The 23059-nt window shown below is 52.1% G+C and carries 23 protein-coding genes and 1 riboswitch; of the genes, 16 read left to right on the top strand and 7 right to left on the bottom strand.

What is annotated here, in order from left to right:
* Nucleotides 1-447 precede the first annotated feature (447 nt).
* The 5 genes from QZT94_RS04335 to QZT94_RS04315 form a co-directional block, all read right to left on the bottom strand.
* Nucleotides 448-975 carry an O-acetyl-ADP-ribose deacetylase gene (locus QZT94_RS04335; RefSeq protein WP_296761443.1) on the bottom strand — a complete coding sequence of 176 codons (528 nt, stop codon included), beginning with the start codon at nt 973-975 and terminating at the stop codon, nt 448-450.
* A complete protein-coding gene (gene msrA / locus QZT94_RS04330; protein WP_296761446.1) occupies nt 966-1487 on the bottom strand; it encodes a peptide-methionine (S)-S-oxide reductase MsrA in 522 nt (173 codons plus the stop codon). Before msrA ends, QZT94_RS04335 begins: the two co-directional genes overlap by 10 nt.
* Before the next feature lie 78 nt (nt 1488-1565).
* Nucleotides 1566-2396, bottom strand: coding sequence for an SGNH/GDSL hydrolase family protein (locus QZT94_RS04325; protein WP_296761448.1), 831 nt, complete (start codon nt 2394-2396; stop codon nt 1566-1568).
* 157 nt (nt 2397-2553) lie between these two features.
* Nucleotides 2554-2820, bottom strand: a complete 267-nt coding sequence (rpsT, locus tag QZT94_RS04320; RefSeq protein WP_072509953.1) for a 30S ribosomal protein S20 — start codon at nt 2818-2820, stop codon at nt 2554-2556.
* A 337-nt stretch (nt 2821-3157) separates the two neighbouring features.
* Entirely contained in the window at nt 3158-3586 is a 429-nt protein-coding gene (locus QZT94_RS04315; protein WP_296761451.1) for an RNA-binding S4 domain-containing protein, read from the bottom strand.
* Nucleotides 3587-3752: 166 nt separating this feature from the next.
* On the opposite strand from QZT94_RS04315, the gene QZT94_RS04310 reads away from it, so the two are divergent.
* From QZT94_RS04310 to hemW, 4 genes are all read left to right on the top strand, one after another.
* Nucleotides 3753-5315: an MsnO8 family LLM class oxidoreductase gene (locus QZT94_RS04310; protein ID WP_296761453.1), complete on the top strand. Its 1563-nt coding sequence runs from the start codon at nt 3753-3755 to the stop codon at nt 5313-5315.
* Between the two features lie 67 nt (nt 5316-5382).
* A complete protein-coding gene (lepA, locus tag QZT94_RS04305; protein WP_296761455.1) occupies nt 5383-7230 on the top strand; it encodes a translation elongation factor 4 in 1848 nt (615 codons plus the stop codon).
* 3 nt (nt 7231-7233) lie between these two features.
* The gene (gene trmB, locus QZT94_RS04300; protein WP_363928431.1) at nt 7234-8100 is read left to right on the top strand and encodes a tRNA (guanosine(46)-N7)-methyltransferase TrmB; all 867 of its coding nucleotides are present in this window, start codon (nt 7234-7236) and stop codon (nt 8098-8100) included.
* Nucleotides 8100-9413 carry a radical SAM family heme chaperone HemW gene (gene hemW / locus QZT94_RS04295; RefSeq protein WP_296761459.1) on the top strand — a complete coding sequence of 438 codons (1314 nt, stop codon included), beginning with the start codon at nt 8100-8102 and terminating at the stop codon, nt 9411-9413. Before trmB ends, hemW begins: the two co-directional genes overlap by 1 nt.
* On the opposite strand, the gene QZT94_RS04290 is transcribed toward hemW, so the two are convergent.
* Both QZT94_RS04290 and QZT94_RS04285 read right to left on the bottom strand, forming a co-directional pair.
* Nucleotides 9414-10301, bottom strand: a complete 888-nt coding sequence (locus tag QZT94_RS04290; protein ID WP_296761461.1) for a DUF3097 family protein — start codon at nt 10299-10301, stop codon at nt 9414-9416.
* Nucleotides 10302-10322: 21 nt separating this feature from the next.
* Nucleotides 10323-11126 (bottom strand): hypothetical protein, encoded by an 804-nt coding sequence (locus QZT94_RS04285; RefSeq protein WP_296761464.1) that lies wholly within the window; start codon nt 11124-11126, stop codon nt 10323-10325.
* A 151-nt stretch (nt 11127-11277) separates the two neighbouring features.
* Nucleotides 11278-11398: riboswitch (FMN riboswitch) on the top strand.
* A gap of 73 nt (nt 11399-11471) precedes the next feature.
* On the opposite strand from QZT94_RS04285, the gene ribD reads away from it, so the two are divergent.
* From ribD to QZT94_RS04225, 12 genes are all read left to right on the top strand, one after another.
* Entirely contained in the window at nt 11472-12536 is a 1065-nt protein-coding gene (gene ribD, locus QZT94_RS04280; protein ID WP_296773196.1) for a bifunctional diaminohydroxyphosphoribosylaminopyrimidine deaminase/5-amino-6-(5-phosphoribosylamino)uracil reductase RibD, read from the top strand.
* Complete coding sequence (locus tag QZT94_RS04275; protein ID WP_296761469.1) at nt 12521-13117, top strand: riboflavin synthase; 597 nt, start codon at nt 12521-12523, stop codon at nt 13115-13117. The genes ribD and QZT94_RS04275 overlap by 16 nt, the downstream gene beginning before the upstream one ends.
* On the top strand, nt 13114-14358 hold the full coding sequence (gene ribA, locus QZT94_RS04270) for a GTP cyclohydrolase II (protein ID WP_296761471.1): 1245 nt from the start codon (nt 13114-13116) through the stop codon (nt 14356-14358). The genes QZT94_RS04275 and ribA overlap by 4 nt, the downstream gene beginning before the upstream one ends.
* A 41-nt stretch (nt 14359-14399) precedes the next feature.
* Nucleotides 14400-14873 (top strand): 6,7-dimethyl-8-ribityllumazine synthase, encoded by a 474-nt coding sequence (gene ribH / locus QZT94_RS04265; protein WP_296761473.1) that lies wholly within the window; start codon nt 14400-14402, stop codon nt 14871-14873.
* Nucleotides 14874-15020: 147 nt separating this feature from the next.
* A complete protein-coding gene (gene hrcA / locus QZT94_RS04260) occupies nt 15021-16046 on the top strand; it encodes a heat-inducible transcriptional repressor HrcA (protein WP_296761475.1) in 1026 nt (341 codons plus the stop codon).
* Nucleotides 16047-16070: 24 nt separating this feature from the next.
* A complete protein-coding gene (gene dnaJ, locus QZT94_RS04255) occupies nt 16071-17180 on the top strand; it encodes a molecular chaperone DnaJ (protein ID WP_270625236.1) in 1110 nt (369 codons plus the stop codon).
* Nucleotides 17177-17959: a 16S rRNA (uracil(1498)-N(3))-methyltransferase gene (locus QZT94_RS04250; RefSeq protein WP_270625237.1), complete on the top strand. Its 783-nt coding sequence runs from the start codon at nt 17177-17179 to the stop codon at nt 17957-17959. The genes dnaJ and QZT94_RS04250 overlap by 4 nt, the downstream gene beginning before the upstream one ends.
* Nucleotides 17960-18919 (top strand): PhoH family protein, encoded by a 960-nt coding sequence (locus QZT94_RS04245; protein WP_296761480.1) that lies wholly within the window; start codon nt 17960-17962, stop codon nt 18917-18919.
* On the top strand, nt 18916-19371 hold the full coding sequence (ybeY, locus tag QZT94_RS04240) for an rRNA maturation RNase YbeY (protein ID WP_072509939.1): 456 nt from the start codon (nt 18916-18918) through the stop codon (nt 19369-19371). The genes QZT94_RS04245 and ybeY overlap by 4 nt, the downstream gene beginning before the upstream one ends.
* Nucleotides 19372-19373: 2 nt before the next feature.
* On the top strand, nt 19374-20663 hold the full coding sequence (locus QZT94_RS04235) for a hemolysin family protein (protein ID WP_072509938.1): 1290 nt from the start codon (nt 19374-19376) through the stop codon (nt 20661-20663).
* A gap of 2 nt (nt 20664-20665) precedes the next feature.
* Nucleotides 20666-21724, top strand: coding sequence for a GTPase Era (era, locus tag QZT94_RS04230; protein WP_296761486.1), 1059 nt, complete (start codon nt 20666-20668; stop codon nt 21722-21724).
* Between the two features lie 157 nt (nt 21725-21881).
* Entirely contained in the window at nt 21882-22922 is a 1041-nt protein-coding gene (locus QZT94_RS04225) for a LacI family DNA-binding transcriptional regulator (RefSeq protein WP_296761489.1), read from the top strand.
* Nucleotides 22923-23059: the final 137 nt, after the last annotated feature.

Raw genomic sequence — 23059 nt, 5'->3', positions numbered from 1 at the left:
AAAAGCTCGTAAAAGACCTTGGTCTTTTACGAGCTTTACGCCCGCCTAACCTGCTCGGCATAAATCCGCCCCCGCACCTGGTATGCGAATTTAGGATTTTTAGTCAGATTCCCCTCAAGTCGGCCGGCGTCATTCTTTACTCCTGGGAGGAGCTTGACTTCGACTAGACAGACTCTGCATCTCTAGCTGTCGTTTTCGGACATTCAGTATTCAGATGATGAAATCTGTAAGTCTGCGGGCATTAAGGCTGCGAGAACGCTTACTGGAAGCGCGCGGGGGAGAGATTTTATCCGAGCGGGCGCGGTGGCATAAGAATTTGGAAAACGCCGCTACGTTTTCCAAATTCTTGGGCGGGAGGAAAAATCTCTCCTCCGCGCATATGTTCCTTCCTGCGCATAAACTCGCCTTCGCGGGGGACTTTTACCTTTACCGCAAATAAGTCTGCTGCTAGTTGGCGATGGCTTTTAAGGCGTGCTGGTAGACTTGCTGGTCTTTGGAGCTAAAGCAACAGATAATTACCGATTTTAAGGCAGAGGGAGAGGCGGCGAATTCTTTTATTTCACCCAGAGCTATCTGGGCAGCTTCGGCGATAGGGAAACGGAAAACGCCGGTGGAAATAGAGGGAAACGCAATCGAGTGACAATTATTTTCAGCTGCCAGATGTAGACTATTTCGCCAAGAAGCAGCTAAAAGTGCATTTTCACCGCTTCTCCCTCCTCGCCAGATGGGACCTGGGGTGTGAATAACGTGCTTGGCGGGCAGGTTATATCCCCCGGTAATCTTGGCTTGGCCGGTGCGTGCCCCGCCCAAAGTGCGGCATTCTTGGAGCAAATCAGAGCCCGCGGCGCGGTGAATAGCGCCATCAACGCCCCCTCCTCCTAAAAGAGAAGTATTAGCCGCATTCACGATAACGTCTACCTCTAGGGTAGTAATATCTCCTAAAATTACTTCTACCTGCAAGGAGTTTAGTTGCATTTCATTAGCCCATTATCTCTAATGGAGCAGTAGCCTTGAGGATTTTTCTCAAGGTAACGTTGATGATAGTCCTCAGCGGGATAAAACGGGGGAAGATGGGCGGCAGAAGAAATCTCGGTAACCGGAGCCGCTCCGTAAAGACTCTGGATTTGCGGTGAAAGCTCCAAAATAACTGCTTGTGCTGTCTTTTCTTGATCCACCGTACTCGGGAAAATCTGAGAGCGGTATTGTGAACCAATATCTGCTCCCTGGCGATTTAGAGTAGTGGGATTATGGTGGGAGAAAAATGTTTCCAGTAGCTGACGGAAACTGACTTGCTGCGGGTCAAAATCTACTCGAACCGTTTCAGCATGACCGGTAGTATCGGTGCAAACCTGCTGATAACTGGGATTGTCAGTATGTCCCCCCATATAGCCAACTTCGGTGCGGGTAACCCCGGAAATCTGGGCAAAAAGGCGCTCGGCTCCCCAAAAGCATCCCATAGCAAAATAAGTGGTTTCGATAGTTTCCATACCGCCAATTATAGGGGGGCGCCGCCACCTCCGCTCACGGAAGCTACGTCCTCTAGGTGAAGAAGGGGACGGTGCTAACTAGGGTAAGAAGTGTTCGGTTACCGCAATAAGCTGCGGGTATTTAGGGGTGCGACCGTCCCCGGAAGAGCGTCCTTGAGAATGTCGTTTCACCCACGGCCACAGGTGCTCCCTAGCCCAAACAAGATTCTCAGCTGCCCGGTAACGGTCTTTATTTGCTAGAGCCGGTTTTTGATAGTCAGAGTCCACTACGGGCTGCCCAAGCCCTTGCAGCGCTGCATTCATGACTATTTTGTGTCCCTGATTGGTTAAATGTAGATGATCTGGAGCCCAAAGAGAAGTATCCCTAAGCGAGCGCAATCCCCACAAATCCATTACGTAGCAGTTATAACGCCGAGCAATAGACCAAAGATTCGAGTTAAAAACGGCAATCGCCATCCGAGATAAACCCAGTAGAGGAGAATGCTTAGGGTCGTAGTTGGCACAAAGCAAAACCTCTACTCCTTGCGCACGGGCTTGCATCACCATTTTCTCTAGCAGAGCCGTAACCTGATCGGGGGCACATCCGGGTCTTATTAAATCATTTCCCCCGGCAATAATAGAGATTAAATCCGGTTTCATAGCTAATGCAGCAGCAAACTGTTCCCGGTAAATCTGTTTTATTAAACGTCCTCGAATAGCTAAATTGGCATATTTGAGAGGTTGTTTACCGTCGCTAATCCGGCGCTGGGACAGCTCGAAGGCTAGACGGTCTGCCCAACCAATATAGATAGGGTCATCGCTGCTTTCGTCTAAGGTATCGGTCATACCCTCGGTGAAAGAATCACCGATAGCTACAAAACTATCCCAGGGGACAGGAGGTATCTGCGCTGTTTTACTATCACTAGCCACGGCTCTACCCTAAACAAAAGCCGAGATAAGGGCAAAGGTATTACCGGATTTAGGGGGATAGATAGGGGGAAAATAAAAAATATCCCACTGCGAGCAGTGAGATATTTTTTGTAATACGCAGCCATCAGAATAACTGACCACTGGATATGCTAGAAAACTACTTTTCTAGGGTATTAACCAGTTTCGCCAGTTTTGACTTGCGGTTAGCCGCCTGGTTGCGGTGAATAATCTTCTTTTGCGCGGCGCGATCCAGCTTTCGACTGGCCAGCTGCAATTCCGATTGTGCTAGCTGAGCATCCCCAGCAGCCACCGCTTCGCGGGTACGCCGTACCAGCGTCTTTAGCTCGGATTTTACCGAGCGGTTACGCAAACGGCGCTTTTCGTTCGTACGAATACGTTTTTTCTGAGACTTAATATTTGCCAATGTTTCACTGCCTATGAGTTATCCAATATTCGGTCCAGAGGGCTGAGCCGGAATCGGACTGGCGTGTGGGGCACGCTGGCAAGAAACCGGCAAGACTAAAGCCGACCGGGGCTAAAGTCCGGCTACTACTTTAACAGTTACCTTAGTCGGAAACGAAAAAGAATCCCGGTAGGTAAGCAAGCTCACTTCCTAGGAGGAATTGCAGGGGAATAATCCTAGTAAGTGGGAATCATAGTTGAAAGGGAAAGGTGAAAGGTAGCCGATTTAGCTAGCCCCAAAGAGCAGCTCGCAGCGCAAAATATCCGCAAAAAGTGGAACAGTCAGCAATAAAAAAGATTTATCTGCGCCCCTGGTTGGGGTTACGTCCGCGTAACTGATCGAGCTGACGACGCTCTTTTTTCGTGGGTCTGCCGCTTCCGACCTCGCGGCGAGGCAAAGCCGGTAAAGACAGTTTCGGTAGCCTTTCGGGAGTTAAATCCTCGTAAGCTAAGCGTGCCTGCGGGTAACTAACGCGCCGAGACAATAACTGTTTAACTGTCAAAATATGGTCAAAACCGCCGATACGTACCACCACATTATCGCCGATACGTACCGGTGAGGAGGCTTTCGCGCTCTTGCCATTAACTTTTACGTGTCCAGCTTTACAGGCTTTAGCTGCTGCAGAGCGGGTCTTATATTTGCGAACAGCCCACACCCAAATGTCGGCGCGAACAAAGCTGACCTTATCGAGGTTAAGGGCTGCGTCCTCTTTATCTGATGCGCTCAATATAGTGCCTTTATCGCTGTTTTAATCCCGGCAAGAGTCCCGGTTTTTACCAAAAACTCTATTTTTCATTCTACTGCCTAGTTTCTAACCCCCACGCGCGCCACAATTAGCGTAATCTTGGTACTAGAGGATTTTCCCCGCAAGGGGCGTTGAGGAAAGGAATAAATTGGTATCTAACCCAGTTCCCGCTGCCAAGTTACCAAATGGGCGGGTTCCTTTAAATATATTGGAGTTGGCGCCGCTTTCTACCGGGATGACCCGGAAAGAAGCCCTGGACACTTCGCTAAATCTGGCGAAGAACGCTGACCGTTTAGGGTACAACCGCCTATGGGTGGCAGAACATCACGGTTCGCAAGTGTTCATGTGTTCTGCCTCTTCGGTGATAATCACTCGCGCCCTCGAAAACACTACCAGGCTGCGGGTAGGTGCGGGCGGGGTGATGCTACCTAACTGGTCCCCCTTGACAGTGGCAGAAACCTATGGAACGCTCCACACTATTTACGATGGTCGTGTGGATTTGGGGTTAGGGCGAGCTCCGGGAACTGACCCTGCCACTGCTAGGGCGCTACATCGCGGATCTAGTGAACCTGCCTATTTCGAGGAAGATTTAGAGGAATTAGCGTCCTATCTTTCAGATCAAAAATCGGTTGTCCATTCCGGAATGGTGTCTGGGGCAGAAGCCTCTATTTTGGGGATTGAAGTTATTAGTGTCGATCGTCCTTTCACTCGGGTGCGTGCCATACCAGGCGAGGGGACAGCGATTCCCATGTGGATGCTTTCTTCCTCGGCAGCTGGCGCGAAAGTAGCGGCTGATTTGGGGATGCCCTATTCTTTTGGGGGTCATTTCGCCCCCCATAACGTTGATGAAGCCATAGAGATTTACCGGCGCGAGTTTAACGCTAACGCCCCTACTGCCATGGTGGACGAACCGGTGGTAATGATGGGGGTGAACGTTATGTGTAACGAGGACGAGGCGGAAGCTAAATACCAGTTCACCACTACTCAACAGGTGCAAGGTAACGTACTTTCAGGTCGCCCCGGGACTTTAACGCCCCCTACTGACGATTTAGATGCTACCTTAGGCGAGAAGCTAGCTGACCGGGTGCGGGCTTTGCAATCTATCCATGCGGTAGGTACCCCCGAGCAAGTAGCGGAAAAACTCGATTGGGTGTCACGTAAATACATGGTAGATGAGATTATTACGGTAACTCATGCCTATGATCCTCAGGTTCGTATTCACTCTTTGGAACTGGTTGCCAAAGAATGGGGACTGCCGATTTTACCCGAATCTACCGAGGAAGAAACCGCAGCTGATTCTACTTCTCAGGCAAAAGAGGTGGAAGTAATAGAGATTAAAGAATCCGAGGTAGAACTCGATAACGAAAAGCCCAAATCGCCCGCGCCTCGCAACCGTTCCGCCGTCTATGGTCCAATCCATCGTAGCGAACGGAAGAAACCGTCTCTCAAAGATAAATCAGCTGCCTCTACCGCCGATAATGCTGAGCAGACCAGCGAGCAGAAAACTCCGGTAAAGAAAACCGCTACCCGCAAGAAAACAGCGGCCAGGAAACCGACCGCTACTAAGAAAACTACCGCGAAAACAGCGACTAAAACCGAGATAGCTGCCAAGGTGGCTCAAAGCGATAGCGCAGATGTCAGCCCAGAAGAAACCCCAACAAAATCTGCTGCTCGTACCCGTAGTCGGCGTAAACCACGTCCTCGCAGTTAGGCTTGAGCGTCCTGTGGCTATACGATAGCGCAGACAGATAACCCAGAATAACAGGAAGAATATACGATTGGCTACCAGCGACCGCGATTTAGGGATTGCCCCCGCTAACACCGATACTCAGCGGATTCGTAATTTCTGCATTATTGCCCATATTGACCACGGAAAATCTACTCTCGCTGATCGTATGTTGCAGGAGACCGGGGTAGTTTCCGAGCGAGAAATGCGCGAACAATATCTAGACCGGATGGATATTGAACGCGAACGGGGAATCACCATTAAATCACAGGCAGTGCGGATGCCCTGGCAAGTATCCGATACCAACTATGTACTTAACATGATTGACACCCCCGGTCACGTGGATTTTTCCTATGAGGTGTCGCGTTCTCTGGCTGCTTGCGAGGGGGCGATTTTGCTAATCGACTCTTCCCAAGGAATTGAGGCTCAAACTCTTGCCAACCTTTATATGGCGATGGAACATGATTTAACTATCATTCCCGTGCTAAATAAAATTGATCTTCCAGCTGCCCAACCTGACCGCTGTGCGGAAGAAATTGCTGGTCTTTTAGGGGGTGCCCCTCAGGATTGCCTGCGGGTTTCGGCAAAAACCGGCGAGGGAGTACGCGAACTACTAGACCGGATAGTAGCGGAGATTCCCCCGCCGCACTCGACGGGGCAGCAGGCACGTGCCCTGATTTTTGATTCCGTATATGACACCTACCGAGGGGTAGTTACCTATGTGCGCATGATGGATGGGCATCTAAATAAAGGGCAGCGGGTCAGAATGATGTCTACTAGCTCTGAACATGAGCTTTTAGAGATTGGGGTCATCTCTCCAGAGCCAACCCCAGCGAGTGGGCTAGGTCCGGGCGAAGTAGGCTATTTGATTACCGGTGCCAAAGATGTGCGACTATCTAAAGTCGGGGATACGGTAACTAGCGCGAAAGATGCTGCTACCGAGAGCCTACCCGGCTATAAAGAAGCAAAACCCATGGTTTATTCCGGGATTTACCCGGTAGATGGGGATGATTTTCCAGATTTACGCGAAGCTCTAGACCGTTTGCAGCTAAATGATGCCGCGATTACTTTCGAGCCTGAAACCTCAGTCGCCTTAGGATTTGGTTTCCGTTGCGGGTTCTTGGGGCTGCTGCATTTAGAAATCGTAAAGGAACGTTTAGAAAGAGAAGCGGGACTGTCGATTATCGCTACTGCGCCCTCGGTAATCTATCGGGTTACCCAAGAGGACGGGACAGAACTAGAGGTTACTAACCCTTCCGAATACCCAGATGGCAAGATTTTTGATGTCCAGGAACCAGTGGTTGAAGCCACGGTGCTTACCCCGAATGATTATGTGGGGCGAATAATGGAGCTTTGCCAAGGTAGACGCGGGATTCTAGGCAAAATGGAGTATTTGTCTTCCGACAGGGTAGAGATGCATTACCGTTTGCCCCTAGCGGAAATCGTTTTTGACTTCTTTGACCAGCTTAAATCCCGGACGCGGGGCTTTGCTTCTTTGGATTATCACGAATCGGGTACGCAGTCAGCTGATTTGGTGAAAGTAGATATTTTGCTAAATGGCGAAGGCGTGGATGCGTTTAGCGCTATCGTGCATCGCGATAGCGCCTACGCATACGGAGACAAGATGACGCGCCGTTTGAAAGAACTGATTCCCCGCCAGCAGTTCGAGATTCCGGTGCAGGCAGCAATTGGATCGCGCATTATTGCTAGGCAAACGATTAGGGCACTGCGAAAAGATATGTTGGCGAAATGTTACGGCGGGGATATTTCTCGCAAACGCAAACTTTTAGAAAAACAAAAGGCGGGGAAGAAACGAATGAAAGCAGTAGGCTCGGTGGAAATCCCGAATTCTGCTTTTATTGAGGCAATAACCCAGGATAGTCCCAAGGGAAAGGGGTAAATCATGAGTGAGCAAATGATGGCTAATGAGGACGCAGCAGACGGGATTGAAGTGGAAGAGGACGTTTTGGCTGTTGATGAAAGTAGCGACAGTGCTGAAGGCTTTGACCTTTCATCACCAGAAGGACGTTATATGGCCAGGTCTAAGTCTTTTGTGTCCAGGGCACGCCAGCTTAGCGATTCCCTGCAACACACTTGGGATGCTCATGCAAAAGAATTTGTAGTCGAAGTCCCGATGGGAGCCGGTTATACAGCGGTTGCTGAGGACGCGAAGCCCCTTTCGTTTAAACGGTTATTTAACCGCGACAGTGTGGTGCGTTTAGAGATTGGTACCGGCAATGGAGAACAGATTGTGTCTGCAGCGGTTTCTCATCCGGATCGGGACTATATCGGGTTCGAAGTTTATCGTCCGGGGGTAGCCCAAACCGTCTCGAAAGCGGTCAAAGCCCGGGTAGGGAACTTGCGGATTATCGAGGCTGACGCGGCGCAAGCGTTGCCGATTTTATTCCCGGAAGCGTGCCTGGACGAGGTTTGGACTTTCTTCCCAGATCCGTGGCGTAAAACTAAACATCATAAGCGACGCTTAGTGCAGGCGGGCTTTGCCCAGGCGGTGGCTAGGGTATTGCGTCCTGGGGGAGTATGGCGGCTAGCCACCGACTGGTCGGATTATGCTTTCCAGATGCGGGACGTGATAGAGGATTCCCCCTACTTCGAGAATCCCTATGCCGGGGTTAATCCTCATGAGGACGACCCCGACCCAGGGCGCGGCGGGTTTGCTACCCGCTGGGAGGGACGAGTAATGACCAAATTTGAGCGTCGCGCCCTAGATGCGGGACGGGAAGTGTTCGATTTGGTGGCACAGCGGCTCTAGTGGGGGATACGCTCAGATTAGAGCAGCTGTTTTCAACTGCTGATAAAGGACGGTTCCCGGATAAAAATGGGGCTTCACCGGGATTTTCCCGCCGCGATTCTCCGGTTTCTCTAACTACCTTAAAGCCGGGTTTTGCCCTGTATATTCATGTTCCTTTTTGTAGGGTACGCTGTGGATATTGTGACTTTAACACCTATGTGAACGATTTTGGTTCTGGGGCAAACCGGGAAAGCTATCATCAATCTGCGCTTAAAGAAATCAGGTTAGCGACCAGTTTTTTGCGGGAGCGAAACCTGACCATACCCCCGCTTTCCTCGGTTTATTTCGGAGGAGGTACTCCTACTTTGCTTCCCTCAAAGGCGTTGAGGACGATTTTAGAGGAGGTAAGGAGCGCCTGGGGGATAGCTTCGGGGGCGGAGGTCTCAATTGAAGCGAACCCGGACACTATAACCGAGCAGGTAGTGCAGGATTTAGCGGCGAGTGGGTTTACGCGAGTCTCTTTGGGAATGCAATCAGCGGTTCCTAAAGTATTGGCAACTTTAGATCGCACGCATAGCCCTAAGAACCTTCCAAACGCGGTGGCAGCGCTGCGTAGGGCAGGTCTAGCGGTTTCCTTGGATTTAATTTATGGAACTCCGGGGGAATCTCTAGCGGATTGGGAAACGTCCTTACAGGAGGCTTTGAGGCTGGAGGCTGACCATATTAGCGCCTATTCTTTGGTGATTGAGCCGGGAACCAAAATGCACGCCCTAGTGAAAAGGGGAAAACTTCCTCCGATTAACCCCGATAGTCAGGCGGAAAAATATGAAATGGCAGATGCGCTTCTTGCGGAAGCGGGTTTTGTTTGGTACGAGATTTCCAATTGGGCAAGGCTTAAAGAAGGGGAGAATCTTCCCAGCCCCGCTATTCCGGATGCTACCTATTTGACTAACGTTTCCCGTCATAACCTGGCGTATTGGCGGGACTGGAACTGGTGGGGGATTGGACCGGGCGCGCATTCTCATCTCGCAAACGTGCGTTGGTGGAATCAAAAGCATCCACGTGCCTATGCGCAGCAGGTAAACGCCGGTCAGCTCCCAGTTGAAGATGGGGAAGTGCTTGATAAATCCGGACGCGAGTTAGAGCGGATTATGCTGGGACTGCGAACCGCAGCGGGAGTAAAATCCCTGACCGCAGCGGAAAAAACTCGGCTAGCAGGGCTAGTAGCTAGCGGCTATTTACAGGAAGAAGCAGCCGCTCGCGGTGAGGCGATATTAACTTTGCGCGGACGTTTAATGGCTGACTATGTTACTGGTCAGCTACTGGGCTGGTAGCTAGCGGGTGTCGGCGGCGGTAACGAAATCAATTAGGGACTCTACCGGCCCTAAAAGACCGGGTTCTAGGTCGCGCCAGTCGCGCACTTGCCGCAAAATATGTTTCCAACCCTGAGCAATATCTGCTTGGCTTTCAGCCGGTAAGCCGAGCGCTTGCAGGCTGCCCACTTTAATATCGGTGCCGCGCGGCACCTGCGGCCAAGTGGATAACCCCACTCGCTGCGGTTTTACTGCTTGCCACACGTCCACAAAGGGGTGCCCCGCAATCGCGACTGCGTCCTCGCCAAAAGTTTCGATACACTGCTGGGCGATACGCGACTCTTTAGAGCCGGCTACCAGGTGATCCACTAAAGCACCGATTCTTGTCCGCGGGGTCGGAGCGAACTCGGCTAGCCGCTCTCGAAGATGATCCACCCCGTCCAGGATTTCTACTACCACTCCTAACTCGCGCAGGTCATCGCCCCAAACGTGTTCTACTAGCTCCGCGTCGTGGCGTCCTTCTACCCAAATCCGGGAAGCCCGCGCCACCCGCGCTCGGCGCTTGTCCTGGCGAGGGTCGCGGCGTGAACCGGAATTAGTGGCAGCGCGACCAGTTGCCAATTTAGGAGAGTTTTCGTTTTTCACTTTAGGTGCGGGAGCCCGTAGTTCCACCGGTTTCCCGTCAATCCAAAAACCGGCTCCTAGTGGGAAAGCCCGCACTATGCCACGCCGATCCTCCAGCTCCACCAGATACATGCCACCGGCTTTATAGCAGCGCACTACCGCGCCTACAAAACCGGTCATCACGTCCTCAACTACCAGGCCGCGGGTAGCAGCTACCGGGCGGGAAGCAGGGAGCTTGCGCCAATTGTCGTTAGCGAGGACGTCTTTTCCGTAGCGATCGAACACGCCCTAACTATAGGGGAAACTTTAGGCGCTACAGGCGATCGCTCCGGCAGAGTCTTCAGATTCGCCACTGCCTAAATAGTTAGGATCCAAAGCCGCTGCCTCTTCGGGACTGACCCAAGCCGGCAATTTGCTCAAGCGAGAAAGATATTCGCTAATGACCTCGAAATCACGCAACATTTCGGGAGAGGACGCGGAAAGCACTTGGAAAACCACAAAGGCGCGAATATCGCTTTCGGTGGGCTGCTCGCCCGTAAGGAATGGGTTCTCGCGTAGCATCTGGTCTAAACGTTCCAGGGTTACCGAGAAATCCTGGCGAGCTTGCAGCGTAGCTTCACCGTGAGAAACCGACCAAGACGGGCCAACTAGCTGCTTATTTAGCCAAGCGTCGAGGGTATCTAGTTTTGCTCGCTCAGCTTCCGGATATAGGTCAGGGGCTTCAAAATGACTAAAAGGTTTCCAAGCGGTGCAAAAATCGAGCAGTATATCGGCGGACTCGGTGGCCACGATCTGGTTATCGCGCTGGGAATCTAGTATCACCGGCACGGTTTGCGGGTCTTCAGGCTCAAAATTGGGGTGGCGGCGGTAAAGCTCGCGCGCTGAACGCGCCATTAGCACCGGGTCATAGGAATAGCCATCCCGAATAAACTCGAAACCATCCGGGCCCGATCCGGTCGCATAACGCACCCCGATTGCGCCCTCTAAACCTAAAAGCCGCCGCGCAATTGTAACCCGGCGGCAATAGGGGCAGGTGGGAGAAACAACTAGCAGGTAGCGGCCGGCCTGTACCGGTAACTCTTCGCTACCAAAACGATAATTCGGGATCATGGACAACTCCTATTCTTGGATTCATTCTCATTATGGCAAATGGGTGTTCTCCTCGCGCGTTAAAGGTGGCTATCTTAGCTGGCAAGGTGCAAGGCGGGACAGGGTTACCTCGTAACTCAAGCAAGCCGAGAGAAAATGTGGTATAATAAACGGGTGCTCCGGGGTCGGTGAAAATCCGAACCGGCGGTAAAGTCCGCGACCCGCCTATATGGGCGGCTGAACCGGTGAAATTCCGGTACCGACGGTTATAGTCCGGATGAGAGGTAGCACGGGCAGTCAGGCTCGCGTGGCGTTTTCGCGCGCCCACGCCTCCTCGGAACACCTAGCTTTGCGAGGAGGTTTTTGTTGGCGCTGTCTATTCCCCCTAAATCTGCCCTAACTCACGCCCTTGCTGCCGCCGCTAAAGCCGCATTGCAAGGTCCTAGAATCGGAGGAAATCCCCAGGTAGGCTGCGCTATTCTTTCTCCTGCCGGCAGGATATTGTCAATGGGGTATCACCGGGGAGCGGGCAGCGCTCACGCGGAAGTAGATGCGCTCTCTAACCTAAAAGAGGATACTGGCTCTGCTCCGCTGACGGCAGTAGTCACCCTGGAGCCGTGCAACCATAGTGGTAAAACGCCTCCCTGTAGCCGCGCCCTGCTTGAAGCGGGGATTAAAAACGTAATCTGGGCAGTCCCAGACCCTAATCCTAGGGCTAGTGGTGGCGGAGAGTATCTACGAAGCCAGGGGATTAACGCGATTCCCGCTAGTGAAGCGGGGATTGACGAAAACGTCCTCGCGAAGGCGCGGGAAGTTAGTGCCCACTGGGTGCAGGCCACCCGGCGCGGCCGTCCCTGGACGATTGCGAAAGTGGCGCAAACCCTGGATGGGTATTGCGCCGCTAAGGATGGTTCTAGCCAATGGATTACCAATCGGCTCTCGCGTGCCTATGCGCACCGGATTCGTTCTCGCGTGGATGTGATTATTGCCGGTACCGGTACCGTCCTCGCTGATAACCCGCAGCTGTCGGCGCGTCTAGCCGATGGGCGCCATCTCCCGCACCAGCCGCGCCCCCTCGTGGTGGGAAAGCGCAACCTTCCCGCAGATTATTACCTCGCGGGCAAAGCCGAACAGGCACGTACCCACGACCTTAAGGCGGTACTAGAAAGCTGCTATCAGCGCGGAGAGATTTTCGCGCTCCTGGAGGGCGGGTCTACCTTGGTGACCGCAGCGTTGAAGGCGAATCTCGTAGATGAACTACATATTTACCTAGCGCCTCGCCTGCTGGGCGCGGGGCACAAAGGAATAGGCGACTTGGGGATTACCGCTTTGAGCAGTTCCCTGGATTTCCAATTGCAACAGGTTAAAGAGTTAGGCGGAGATGTTTTCTTGGCGTTAGAAAAGGAAAGGGCAGCATGTTTACCGGACTAATAGCAGAGGTCGGGACAATTAGCTCCCTAAAGAAGCAAGAAGCAGACCTCGAAATTGGGATTTCTTGCACTTTCGCCTCCGAGCTATCCCCGGGAGAATCGGTGGCTACTTCCGGGATTTGCCTGACGGTTACCCGGATAGAAGGCGATACTTTCTATGCCTATGCCATGCCCGAAACCGTCCGGCTCACCACCTTGGGGCAAAAGCGCGTTGGCGAAGGGGTTAACCTGGAGCGCGCCATCCTGCCTACGGGTCGCTTAGGGGGTCACCTGGTTGCCGGGCATATTGATGGCACCGGCACGGTAACTTCCCTAGAGGAAGGGGAGCGTTGGCGAGAGCTACAGGTTTCTGCTCCGCCCTCATTAATGCCCCAGATAGCTCGGAAAGGATCAATTGCGATCGACGGGGTATCTTTAACCGTAACCGCGGTGGGCGAGGACTATTTCTCAGTAGCTATTATCCCCGTCACCCGCGATAACACCACTTTAGGGGCGCTGAAAGTTGGTTCTAAAGTGAATCTTGAAACGGACCAGATAGCAAAATATGTAGAACGCTTACTTGAGGGGAGGGCGGCTAAATGAGTGACTTGACCAAGTTATTCGCGCGGGTCAGCGCGGCTCTGCGGGCAGGAAAACCCGTTTTGGTAGCGGATTCGAAAGACCGGGAAAACGAAGTAGATGCAATTGTTAGTGCCGAAAAAGTCACGACCGAGTGGATGGGGTGGATGGTGCGCTATACCTCTGGTTATATTTGCGCCCCCATGCCCGCTGAACGCGCAGAACTGCTTGGTTTACCAATCCAGTGGGCCGCAAACCAAGACCAGTTGCGCACCTGTTACACCGTTTCTTGTGATGCCGCCAGGGGAGTGACCACCGGGATTTCAGCTGCGGATCGCCGTACCACTTTGCGGGCTTTAGCCAACCCGCAGGCCAGCAGCGAAGACTTGGTGCGTCCGGGGCATATTTTGCCGCTTAGGGCGCGCAGTGGCGGGGTTTTTACTCGGGCAGGTCACACCGAGGCAGCAGTTGATTTAATGAAACTGGCAGAGCTGATGCCGGTAGCCGCTATCGGGGAAATGGTTCACGATGACGGTTCAATGATTCGTTACCATGATTGCCCGGCGATTGCGGAAAAGTTTGGTTTAGAACTAATAACAGTCGCGGAACTAAAAGATTATCTATCCCAGATGCAACCGCGAACAGAGGTACTTGCAGATGCTCGGGTCAAAGAGATAGCCAGCGCCAAAATGCCCACCAAGTTTGGGGACTTCACCGTGCGCGCCTATCGAGACGCAGAGCAGAGCGCAGTCCATATCGCTTTAATCTCGGAAAAGACCCCCGAGGATATCCCGCTGGTGCGGATTCATTCCGAATGTCTGACCGGGGAAGCTTTCGGCTCGCTGCGCTGCGATTGCGGGCCGCAGCTACAGCAAGCGATGAGACAGGTGGCCGACGAGGGCGGCGCGATTATTTATCTGCGTGGGCAAGAAGGGCGCGGCATTGGACTTGGGGAAAAAGTTAAAGCCTATGCCCTGCAAGATAAAGGTCGCGATACCGCACAGGCTAACCTTGACCTAGGGTGGCCGATAGACCTGCGTGAATACGGAGCTGCCTCGGCAATTCTTAGGGAACTAAAAATAACTAACATTCGGTTACTAACCAATAATCCCCAAAAAGCATTGCTAGACGAAGACGGGATTACGGTGGCAGAAATCGTGCCCTTGGAAGTAGGCATCGACCCGCATAATATCGAATATTTACGCACCAAACAGCGTTTAGGGCATACTTTCCATAACCTTGACAAGTTAGCCGAAGAAAAATAGCTACGCCCGTCAGATTGAATAACAGACCTAAGGAGATAGAAATGGCTAGAGGGGGAGTTCCCGATTTACATACTGGTGGCGAGGGTAAAAAAGTAGTAATTATTGCTACCCGCTGGCATGAGCAGGTCATGGAGGGGCTGATAGCAGGAGCCAAACGCGCCTGCAAGGCGGCGAAGGCAGACTATGAAGTGGTGCGGGTTCCAGGCTCTTTTGAGCTTCCCTTAGCGGCTAAAACCTATGCTGAAAGCGGGAAAGCGGATGCACTGGTTTGTCTGGGAGTAGTCATTCGCGGAGGAACACCTCATTTCGATTATGTGTGTGACGCGGTCACCTATGGGCTAACTAAAGTGTCAGTTGAATCCCAGATTCCTTTAGGGTTTGGGCTGCTCACCTGCGATAACCTAGAACAAGCCCTAGATAGGGCGGGTCTGGAATCCTCTAGCGAAGATAAAGGTTACGAGGCAGTGCAAGCAGCTTTATCGATGGTGCAGGTGCTGACTGAGGCTCAAAGCTGAGCATAGTTACCTTTAGCTGTACGCGAATCTGCGATTTGAGGTTAATAACTAGCTGGCAATCAGGGTAGAGTTAGCAGTCGAGGCGGTAGAGTGCTTAGTTTTAAAGATATTGAGCACCTATCGTTTATTTGAGGACAGCGAGGAGATATGAGCCAGGCAAGCATCCGGCGCGACGACGTTTTGCGAGCTATCGTCACCGATTATGTAGAAACCGGTGAACCCGTAGGCTCTAAAGCGTTGGTGGATCGGCATGATTTGCGAGTTTCTCCCGCAACCGTACGTAACGATATGTCGGTTTTAGAGGAAAAAGGCTACCTTTATCAACCGCATACTTCAGCCGGTAGAATCCCCACGGAAAAAGGATACCGGGCGTTCGTTAATCAAATCTCTAAACTTCGTCCTATTACCGCTACTCAACGCCGCGCGATTGAGGCTTTTGTTCTCGGAGCAGCCGATTTCGATGACATAGTTGAGCGTACCGTGCGCGCCTTAGCCCAGCTAACTAGGCAGTTGGCGATTGTGCAATACCCCCACTATGAACGCAGCGGATTACGACACCTTGAACTAATTCCAGTCGCAGAATTCAAGCTGTTAGTAATTGTGATTACCAACAGCGCTCGGGTGCAACAAACAACCATTGACACTCGTTACGAGGTCGATAGTGCTGCCAGCCGCAGCCTCGCCCTCTTGCTGAATTCTACCTTACAGGGAATGGAAGATAGTCAAATAGACCAGTTAGAGCCGGTTTTAATGACAGGAGCCTCCCCGGAACAGCTAGAGCTTATTGCCCAAATATTACCGATTATTCGCGAGGCGCTCACCGGGGAACAAACCGAACGGATTGTAATGGCGGGAGCAGGAAATTTGGTGCGCTCTAGCCCCGAGTTTTCTCGCTCTATCGGTCCGATTCTAGATGCTTTGGAAGAGCAGGTTACTTTGCTGCGGCTATTCTCAGAAATCGATCAACAAGATTCGCCAGTGACGGTAACCATTGGCTCAGAATCGGGGGAGCATTCCCTGTCTGAAACCTCTATTGTGGCAGGGGCTTACGGAGATAAAGAAAGCGGGGTCGCCCATGTGGGGATAGTTGGCCCGCAAAGAATGGACTATCCGCAGGCAATGAGTATCGTGCGTGCGGTTTCGCGCTATTTATCGCGGATGATGACCAGGTAGATTAGGAAAGAGGAATAAATATCGGTGGCTGATTACTACGAGATTTTAGGGGTATCCCGGGACGCTACAGAGGCAGAAATTCGGCGCGCCTATCGCCGCAAAGCCCGCAAATTGCATCCCGATGTTGCCGGGCCACAGTCAGAAGAGGCTTTCAAAGAGGTATCGATGGCGCACGAAGTCCTCTCTGATCCGGAAAAACGCCGCCGCTACGATATGGGAGGCGATTCCGGGTTTGCCAGCTCCGGTATGGGTGACTTTTCCATGTTCTCCGATATTTTCGAGAGCTTTTTCGGAGGGGAAACCAGCGCGGGGCCAACCCCCAGGGGCAGACGCGGTGAAGATTTACGTCAGCGCCTAGAAATCTCCTTAGAAGAAACCGTTTTCGGGGTAAAGAAGCAGATAAGAGTGCGCACCGCCGTTACCTGTCCCACCTGTGAGGGAAGCTGTTGCGCGCCGGGAACTTCCCCGCGTACCTGTCAGGTTTGTAATGGTCGCGGCTCGGTAACCCGCTCTACCCGCACTTTCCTGGGACAGATGCAATCTACAGTTCCCTGTAGCGCCTGCGCCGCTCACGGTACTACTATCCCAGACCCTTGTCCCGAGTGCTCCGGGGAGGGTAGGGTGCGAACCACAGTCACCATGCAGGTAGAAATCCCGGCGGGAGTGCAAACTGGGCATAAAGTGCAGCTGCGTGGCAAAGGCGCAGTAGGGCCGGGAGGCGGTCCTAGTGGGGATTTATATTTAGAAATCCAAGTGAGTTCTCATCGGGTATTTTCCCGGCAGGGAGATAACCTGGAAACCACCCTGCGGGTGCCGATGACGGCCGCCATTTTGGGTACTAAAGTCGATTTAGAAACCTTTGACGGGACTCAGGAAATAACTATTTCTGCTGGTACGCAACCGGGAGAACAAATTCGCTTACCCGGTCTGGGAGTAGGACGTTTGCAACGGCAAGGACGCGGAGACCTGATTGTAAACATTATGGTGCAAGTACCGACCAATCTTGACAACGCCCAACGCGACCTAATCGAACAGCTAGCGCAACTACGCCGGGAAGATAGGGTGGAGCCCGAACCGCTTGCAGATAGCGGTGTTTTCTCTCGCCTGCGGGAACGATTTGCAGGTAAGCCATGATTCTTCCAGTCTTTCTTGGCGATAGTTCCTGCCCGCCCTTAAACGAACTTGAGCTAGGCGCGGTTGGCTCTCTAAATGGGGCAGAAGCCCGACATGCAATCGGTTCGCAACGTCTGGACGTAGGGGACATCCTCGACCTAGTTGATGGCAAAGGGTTGCGTCTGCGCTGTAAAATTACTGCTAGTGGCAAAGACTGTTTTGACTTTCAGGTTCAGCAAAGGCTGCACCTTCCCCTCCCACAAACCCAATTCGGGCTGATCCAGGCGCTTTCCAAAGGAGGACGTGACGAGCAGGCAGTAGAATCGGCAGTCGAACTGGGGGTCAGTATCGTGCGTCCCTGGGCAGCTAAACGTTCAATAGTGCAGTGGAAAGGTGCGAAACTTCAACGGGGGGAAAAGAAATGGGAAGCGTTGCTTAAAGCTGCTGCTAAACAATCACGCCGCGCAAATTGGCCGCACTTAGAGCCACTAACTGATTCGGCTAGCTTGACTGAAATAATCGCTGCTGGTGGCAGGGAACAGCGATTTATACTCCTTGACCCCGATGCTTCTCTGCCTCTGGCTAAAGCCTGGGAACAGGTAAGAGAGGCGAAAATGATACACCTGATAGTAGGCCCGGAGGGCGGGGTGAGCCCGGAGGAAACCGCCCAATTTATAGCGGCCGGTGCAATCACAGCTAGGCTGGGTCCAACTGTTTTACGTTCCTCTAGCGCTGGACCTGCCGCAATAGCAGCTTTAGGACTTACTAGCGGGCTATGGAATCGGGAGGAATCGCTCTAAATGGTTGCTAACCAAGCCCAGGTACTTTTGCCCGAAGATCTCGATCCGGTTTTAGTATTCGGACCGGGCGACCAAGTGCTGCGGGCAATGCAAGATAACCTGCCAGGGGTGCGGATAACTACTCGCGGAGGAATCGTAACCTTTCTGGGCAATCCAGGCGAGGCGCGGATGGGGGCGGATTTACTTAGCGAGCTTATTACAGCGGCTCGTCACGGCAATCCGCTATCTGCTTCGGCAGTTACGCAAGCCTTGAAGTTGATGTCATCGCAGGAAGCCTTACCGGTATTGCACACCAAGCGCAAGCAGATAAGAGCAAAAACTTCCGGTCAAGAAACCTATTTAGAAGCAATTTCTAATAATCGGATTGTATTCGGAATAGGACCTGCTGGCACTGGTAAAACCTATCTGGCAATGGCTAAAGCGGTAGAAGCCCTAGAATCCGGAGCGGTTTCCAGAATCGTTCTGACCCGTCCGGCAGTGGAAGCTGGTGAATCTCTCGGTTTTCTTCCCGGAAATCTGACCGAGAAAATTGACCCCTATCTGCGTCCTCTTTATGATGCTCTACGGGAAATGCTGGAACCAGCAGAACTTGCCCAGCTCCTAGAATCGGGAACCATCGAGGTCGCTCCGCTTGCCTATATGCGCGGGCGCACCATTTCCCATGCATTTATTGTGCTAGATGAAGCCCAAAATACCACCCCGCAACAGATGAAAATGTTCCTTACCCGCCTGGGGGAGGGGTCAACTATGGTAGTGACCGGGGATATTACCCAAATTGACCTGCCTAGGGGGAAACTGTCGGGACTCAAAGACGCTAAAGGCGTCCTCACCGGAATTAAAGATATAGAATTTTGTTATTTGACCAGCGAGGACGTGGTGCGCGATAAGCTGGTGGGAATGATTATTGATGCTTATGAGCGCGCTTTTGCCAGTCGAGACCAGAGGGAGGAAAAGCGGTGAGTGTGGAAGTCTTAAATGAAACCGACTATCAAATCGATGGACTTGAGTTCCAAGAATTAGCTGACTATGTTCTTAGCGCTATGCACGTGTCGCCCGAAGCAGAAATGTCGCTGATATTCGTGGAACCAGACGTAATAGCCGCCTTGCATGAGCGGTGGTTAGATTTAGAAGGCCCGACCGATGTGATGAGTTTTCCTCTAGACGAACTGCGTCCCGGAAGCGCAGATTCTCCCACCGAGGCAGGTATCTTAGGGGATATTGTGATTTGCCCCGAGGTAGCTCAGGCGCAAGCCGTCAACGCGGGACACTCTTCCACCGAGGAAATGCTGCTGCTTACGGTGCACGGTATGTTGCATCTACTTGGCTATGACCACGCCGAAAAAGAAGAAGAAAAGGAAATGTTTGCTTTGCAGCGCAAATTATTACTGACTTTCTTAGCAGAGCGGAGCTAGATTTGTTATCTCAAATACCAGCGGCGGCTCTACTGGCTTTAGCTATTATTTTGGTGGCAGTAGATGCCGCTTGGGCAGCGGCATTGGGAGCTTTTCAAACCCTTTCTCATGCGCGGGCTCAAGACCTGGTAGAAGAGGGACATCGTCGCGCTCCGCTAGTGCGCTCCCTGCTAGACCAAAAGGAAAACACCTTGGCTATTTGCCAATCCTGGCGTTTGTTTGTGCAGATATTAGCGGCTACCTGCATGAGTATCGCAATGTTGGGGTTAGGGTTTCCCTGGTGGGCCTCCCTGTTGATGACAGTGCTGGTATTGGGGGTGTTGCTGCTTATTTTTGCTACTTTTGCGGGAATGCGTGTGGGGCAGTATCGCCCCGAAGCTACCGCTTTATGGCTGAGTAAAATGGTGAGTTTCGGGCGAATAATATCGGTTCTGTCCCGCCCGGTAGGATGGATAGTGCAAAGGATAGCGCCACTTTCCCCAGTTGAGGAAGCTGCTTCCCGCGCGGAAATCGCGGAAGATTTCCGGGAAATGGTCGATGAAATGGGGCAGGAAGAAAATCTAGCTTTCGAGGACGAAGATCGCCAGATTGTGCGCTCGGCTCTGGAACTGGGGACTACTCTGGTTCGGGAAATTATCGTTCCGCGTACCGATATGGTGGCGGTAGAAACCACAACTTTAGCTCGAGAGGCTTTCGAGGTTTTTATCCAATCCGGGTTTTCTAGAATTCCGGTTCTGGGAGATGACGCAGACGATGTCCGGGGAATGCTTTATCTAAAAGATTTGATTTCCCGCTGTTTTTCCCGCCCCGAACTGATGGATCATCCGGTTCCAGAAATGATGCGAGCAGCTTTTTTTGTCCCCGAAGTGATGCTTGCCGATGATTTGATGCGTCAAATGCAGGCAGACGCACCCCATATTGCGGTAGTGGTTGATGAATGGGGTGGCACGGTCGGTCTGGTAACCATCGAAGATATTTTAGAAGAACTGGTAGGAGAAGTAACCGATGAGCATGACCGTGCCGAAGAAGAACCTCAACAAATTGCAGCAGATACTTGGGTAGTGCCTGCACGTTTGGGGTTAGATGACTTAGCGGAGCTGGTGAATCTAGAAGTAGATGATGATGAAGTGGACACCGTGGGTGGGCTACTGGCCAAGGCTTTGGGGAAAGTACCACTGGTAGGGTCGAAAGTGAAAGTAGTTGGAATGGAACTAAGGGTAAAAAGCGTTTCCGGTAGGCGTCGGCAAATGGATACCCTATTGGTAAAACGTCTAGAAACAGAAATGGATTAGCAATGAGCGTACCGCATTCCTCCTGGTCACTTTCTCACCGTGCAGGTTTCGTTTCCATAGTGGGACGCCCTAACGTAGGAAAGTCTACTTTAACTAATGCCTTGGTTGGGCAGAAAGTCGCGATTACCTCCTCCCGTCCCGAAACTACCCGACATAATGTGCGCGGTGTGGTTCAAGGTGAGGATTATCAGATTGTGTTGGTCGATACTCCCGGTCTACACCGCCCCCGCACGCTGCTGGGTAAACGGCTAAACGATATGGTGCGGGAAGCCTTAGTAGACGTGGATGCGGTGGTGTTTTGTGTACCTGCCGATCAAAAGATTGGCCCCGGTGATCGCTATATTGCTGCCGAACTTAAAGAGCTGAATATCCCGGTAATTCTAGCAGTTACCAAAGCCGATTTGGTTTCTAAAGAGCGAATGGTGGCAGCGCTAGTGGCAGCTGAAGAGCTGGGGGAGTGGAACGATATTGTTCCCTTGAGTGCTTTAACGGGGGAAGTAAACGTTCTTGCTGATCAGATTGCGAAATATCTGCCATCTTCACCCCCTCTTTATCCCCGTGACCAGGCTAGTGACGAATCGGTAGAAAAAACTATTGCCGAGTTTGTGCGGGAAGCCGCATTGGAGGGGGTGCGTGAAGAACTACCGCACTCAATAGCGGTGCAGGTAGAGGAGATTCTTTATCAGGGTGAGGATACTGGGCCGCAACTTGGATACGGCAGTCACCGCCTCCCTAAAGAACAGATGCCTACTAGCAAGGAAGGTAGGGGCGCTGGCGAGGCTGAAAGTGCCCCCTCGTCCTCCTATGACGGGGAGGATATTGCCGGAACTTCTCAAGAGGAAGTTAAGCCCTTAGATGTGCACGTGAATGTGTATGTGGAACGCGATTCCCAAAAAGGAATTTTGATAGGTAAAGGTGGCAGCCATATTCGCCGAGTTCGGATTAAAGCTAAACGGCAGATTCAAAAGTTACTGGGGCGGCCAGTGCAGCTCCACCTGCATGTCCGGGTAGCGAAGAACTGGCAATCTGACACAAAAATGCTCGGGCGTTTAGGGTTTTAGTTTTCGCTAGCTCCACTGTTTTAGGATTGAGGGCGCATTTGGTTACGGCACTAGAAGCAATGTTTTATTTTTAGCTTTCTTGTAAACGTTTCCTCAAAGGTGAGTTTTCTTGCTAGGATTTTTAACGTTAAGTTTTTGCGCGAGGAGGCGATTTCTAATGGCAACCATCCGTGACGTGGCAAAAGCCGCTGGGGTTTCGATTGCTACCGTATCGCGCGCCCTCAACGGCAGTACCCATCTGAGCGTACAGACCCAACGTAAAGTCCTAGCCGCAGCCGAAGAGCTAGGGTATCAAAAAGATCGCTTAGCGGCAGCTATGCGTACTGGTCGTAGCGGAACGATTGGGCTGGTAGTTGGGGATATAATGAACCCGTTTTATGCGATGCTGGCTCACTGTGTAGAACGAGCCGTCCATTCCCACGCCACTTCGCTGCTGCTGTCTAACGCCCATGAAGATGAAAAAAGCTATGAAAACGGGATTAGGGCGTTGGCAAAACAAGGGGTGGATGGACTGTTAGTAGTACCCCCATCACGGATAGCTCCCGGTTGGATACATCCCGAGGCTCCCGATGGTTTACCCATGGTGGCTTTAGACCGTGAAGCACCGGGAGCAGCGATACCCTCGATAGTGATTGATTCTGCCAATGCTATGCAAGACATGGCTGAGCATTTGCGCTCCTTAGGTTATAGCCGTCCTGCCTATCTGGCAGGTCCAGAGTTTTGTATCGCAGGTAAAAGACGAGCTGAAAAACTGCAAGAAAAACTAGCTAGCAGCGGGTTCGGTCATTTAGAGATTGAGTATTGTCTGCACGAGGCAGTGTCGGCAGCCAGTGCCGCTCGCTGTATTCTTTCGCTATACCGTCCAGATATTATTATCTGCGCTTCTAACCAGATAGCTCTAGGGGTGTTGATGATTGCGAAAAGTTTGGGAATACAGTTGGGAGCAGATTTGGGACTGGTAGCCATCGATGATGTTCCCTGGTTTTCGGTAATATCTCCGGCGATTACCGTGATTGACCAGCCGGTCGATAAACTCGCTAACCTGGGGGTGACGGTGCTGATGAAACAGATTTTTGGTGCGTCCTATACCCCTAAACCAGGAGATTGTCTGATAGCTGGAGAGGCCGCGTTTATCCCTCGGGAATCAACTAAGGAACCGCAGCCCTCAGCTCAATATGCGGGACGTTGGTTACCGTAGCATAGGCAATCTGCTTAAAGTAGAGCCATGCGCACATTCATTCTGCTACTAGATTGCCGCGACGAAGTCCAGTAAAAGTGGTCGAGGCTCGTCGCGGGTTTATTTGCCATTTCGGCCAGCCATCTAACTGAGCAGAA

It is taken from the genome of Varibaculum sp., assembly GCF_008661855.1.
Taxonomy (GTDB): Bacteria; Actinomycetota; Actinomycetes; order Actinomycetales; family Actinomycetaceae; genus Varibaculum; species Varibaculum timonense_A.
This window is presented reverse-complemented; position numbering and strand designations above follow the sequence as displayed.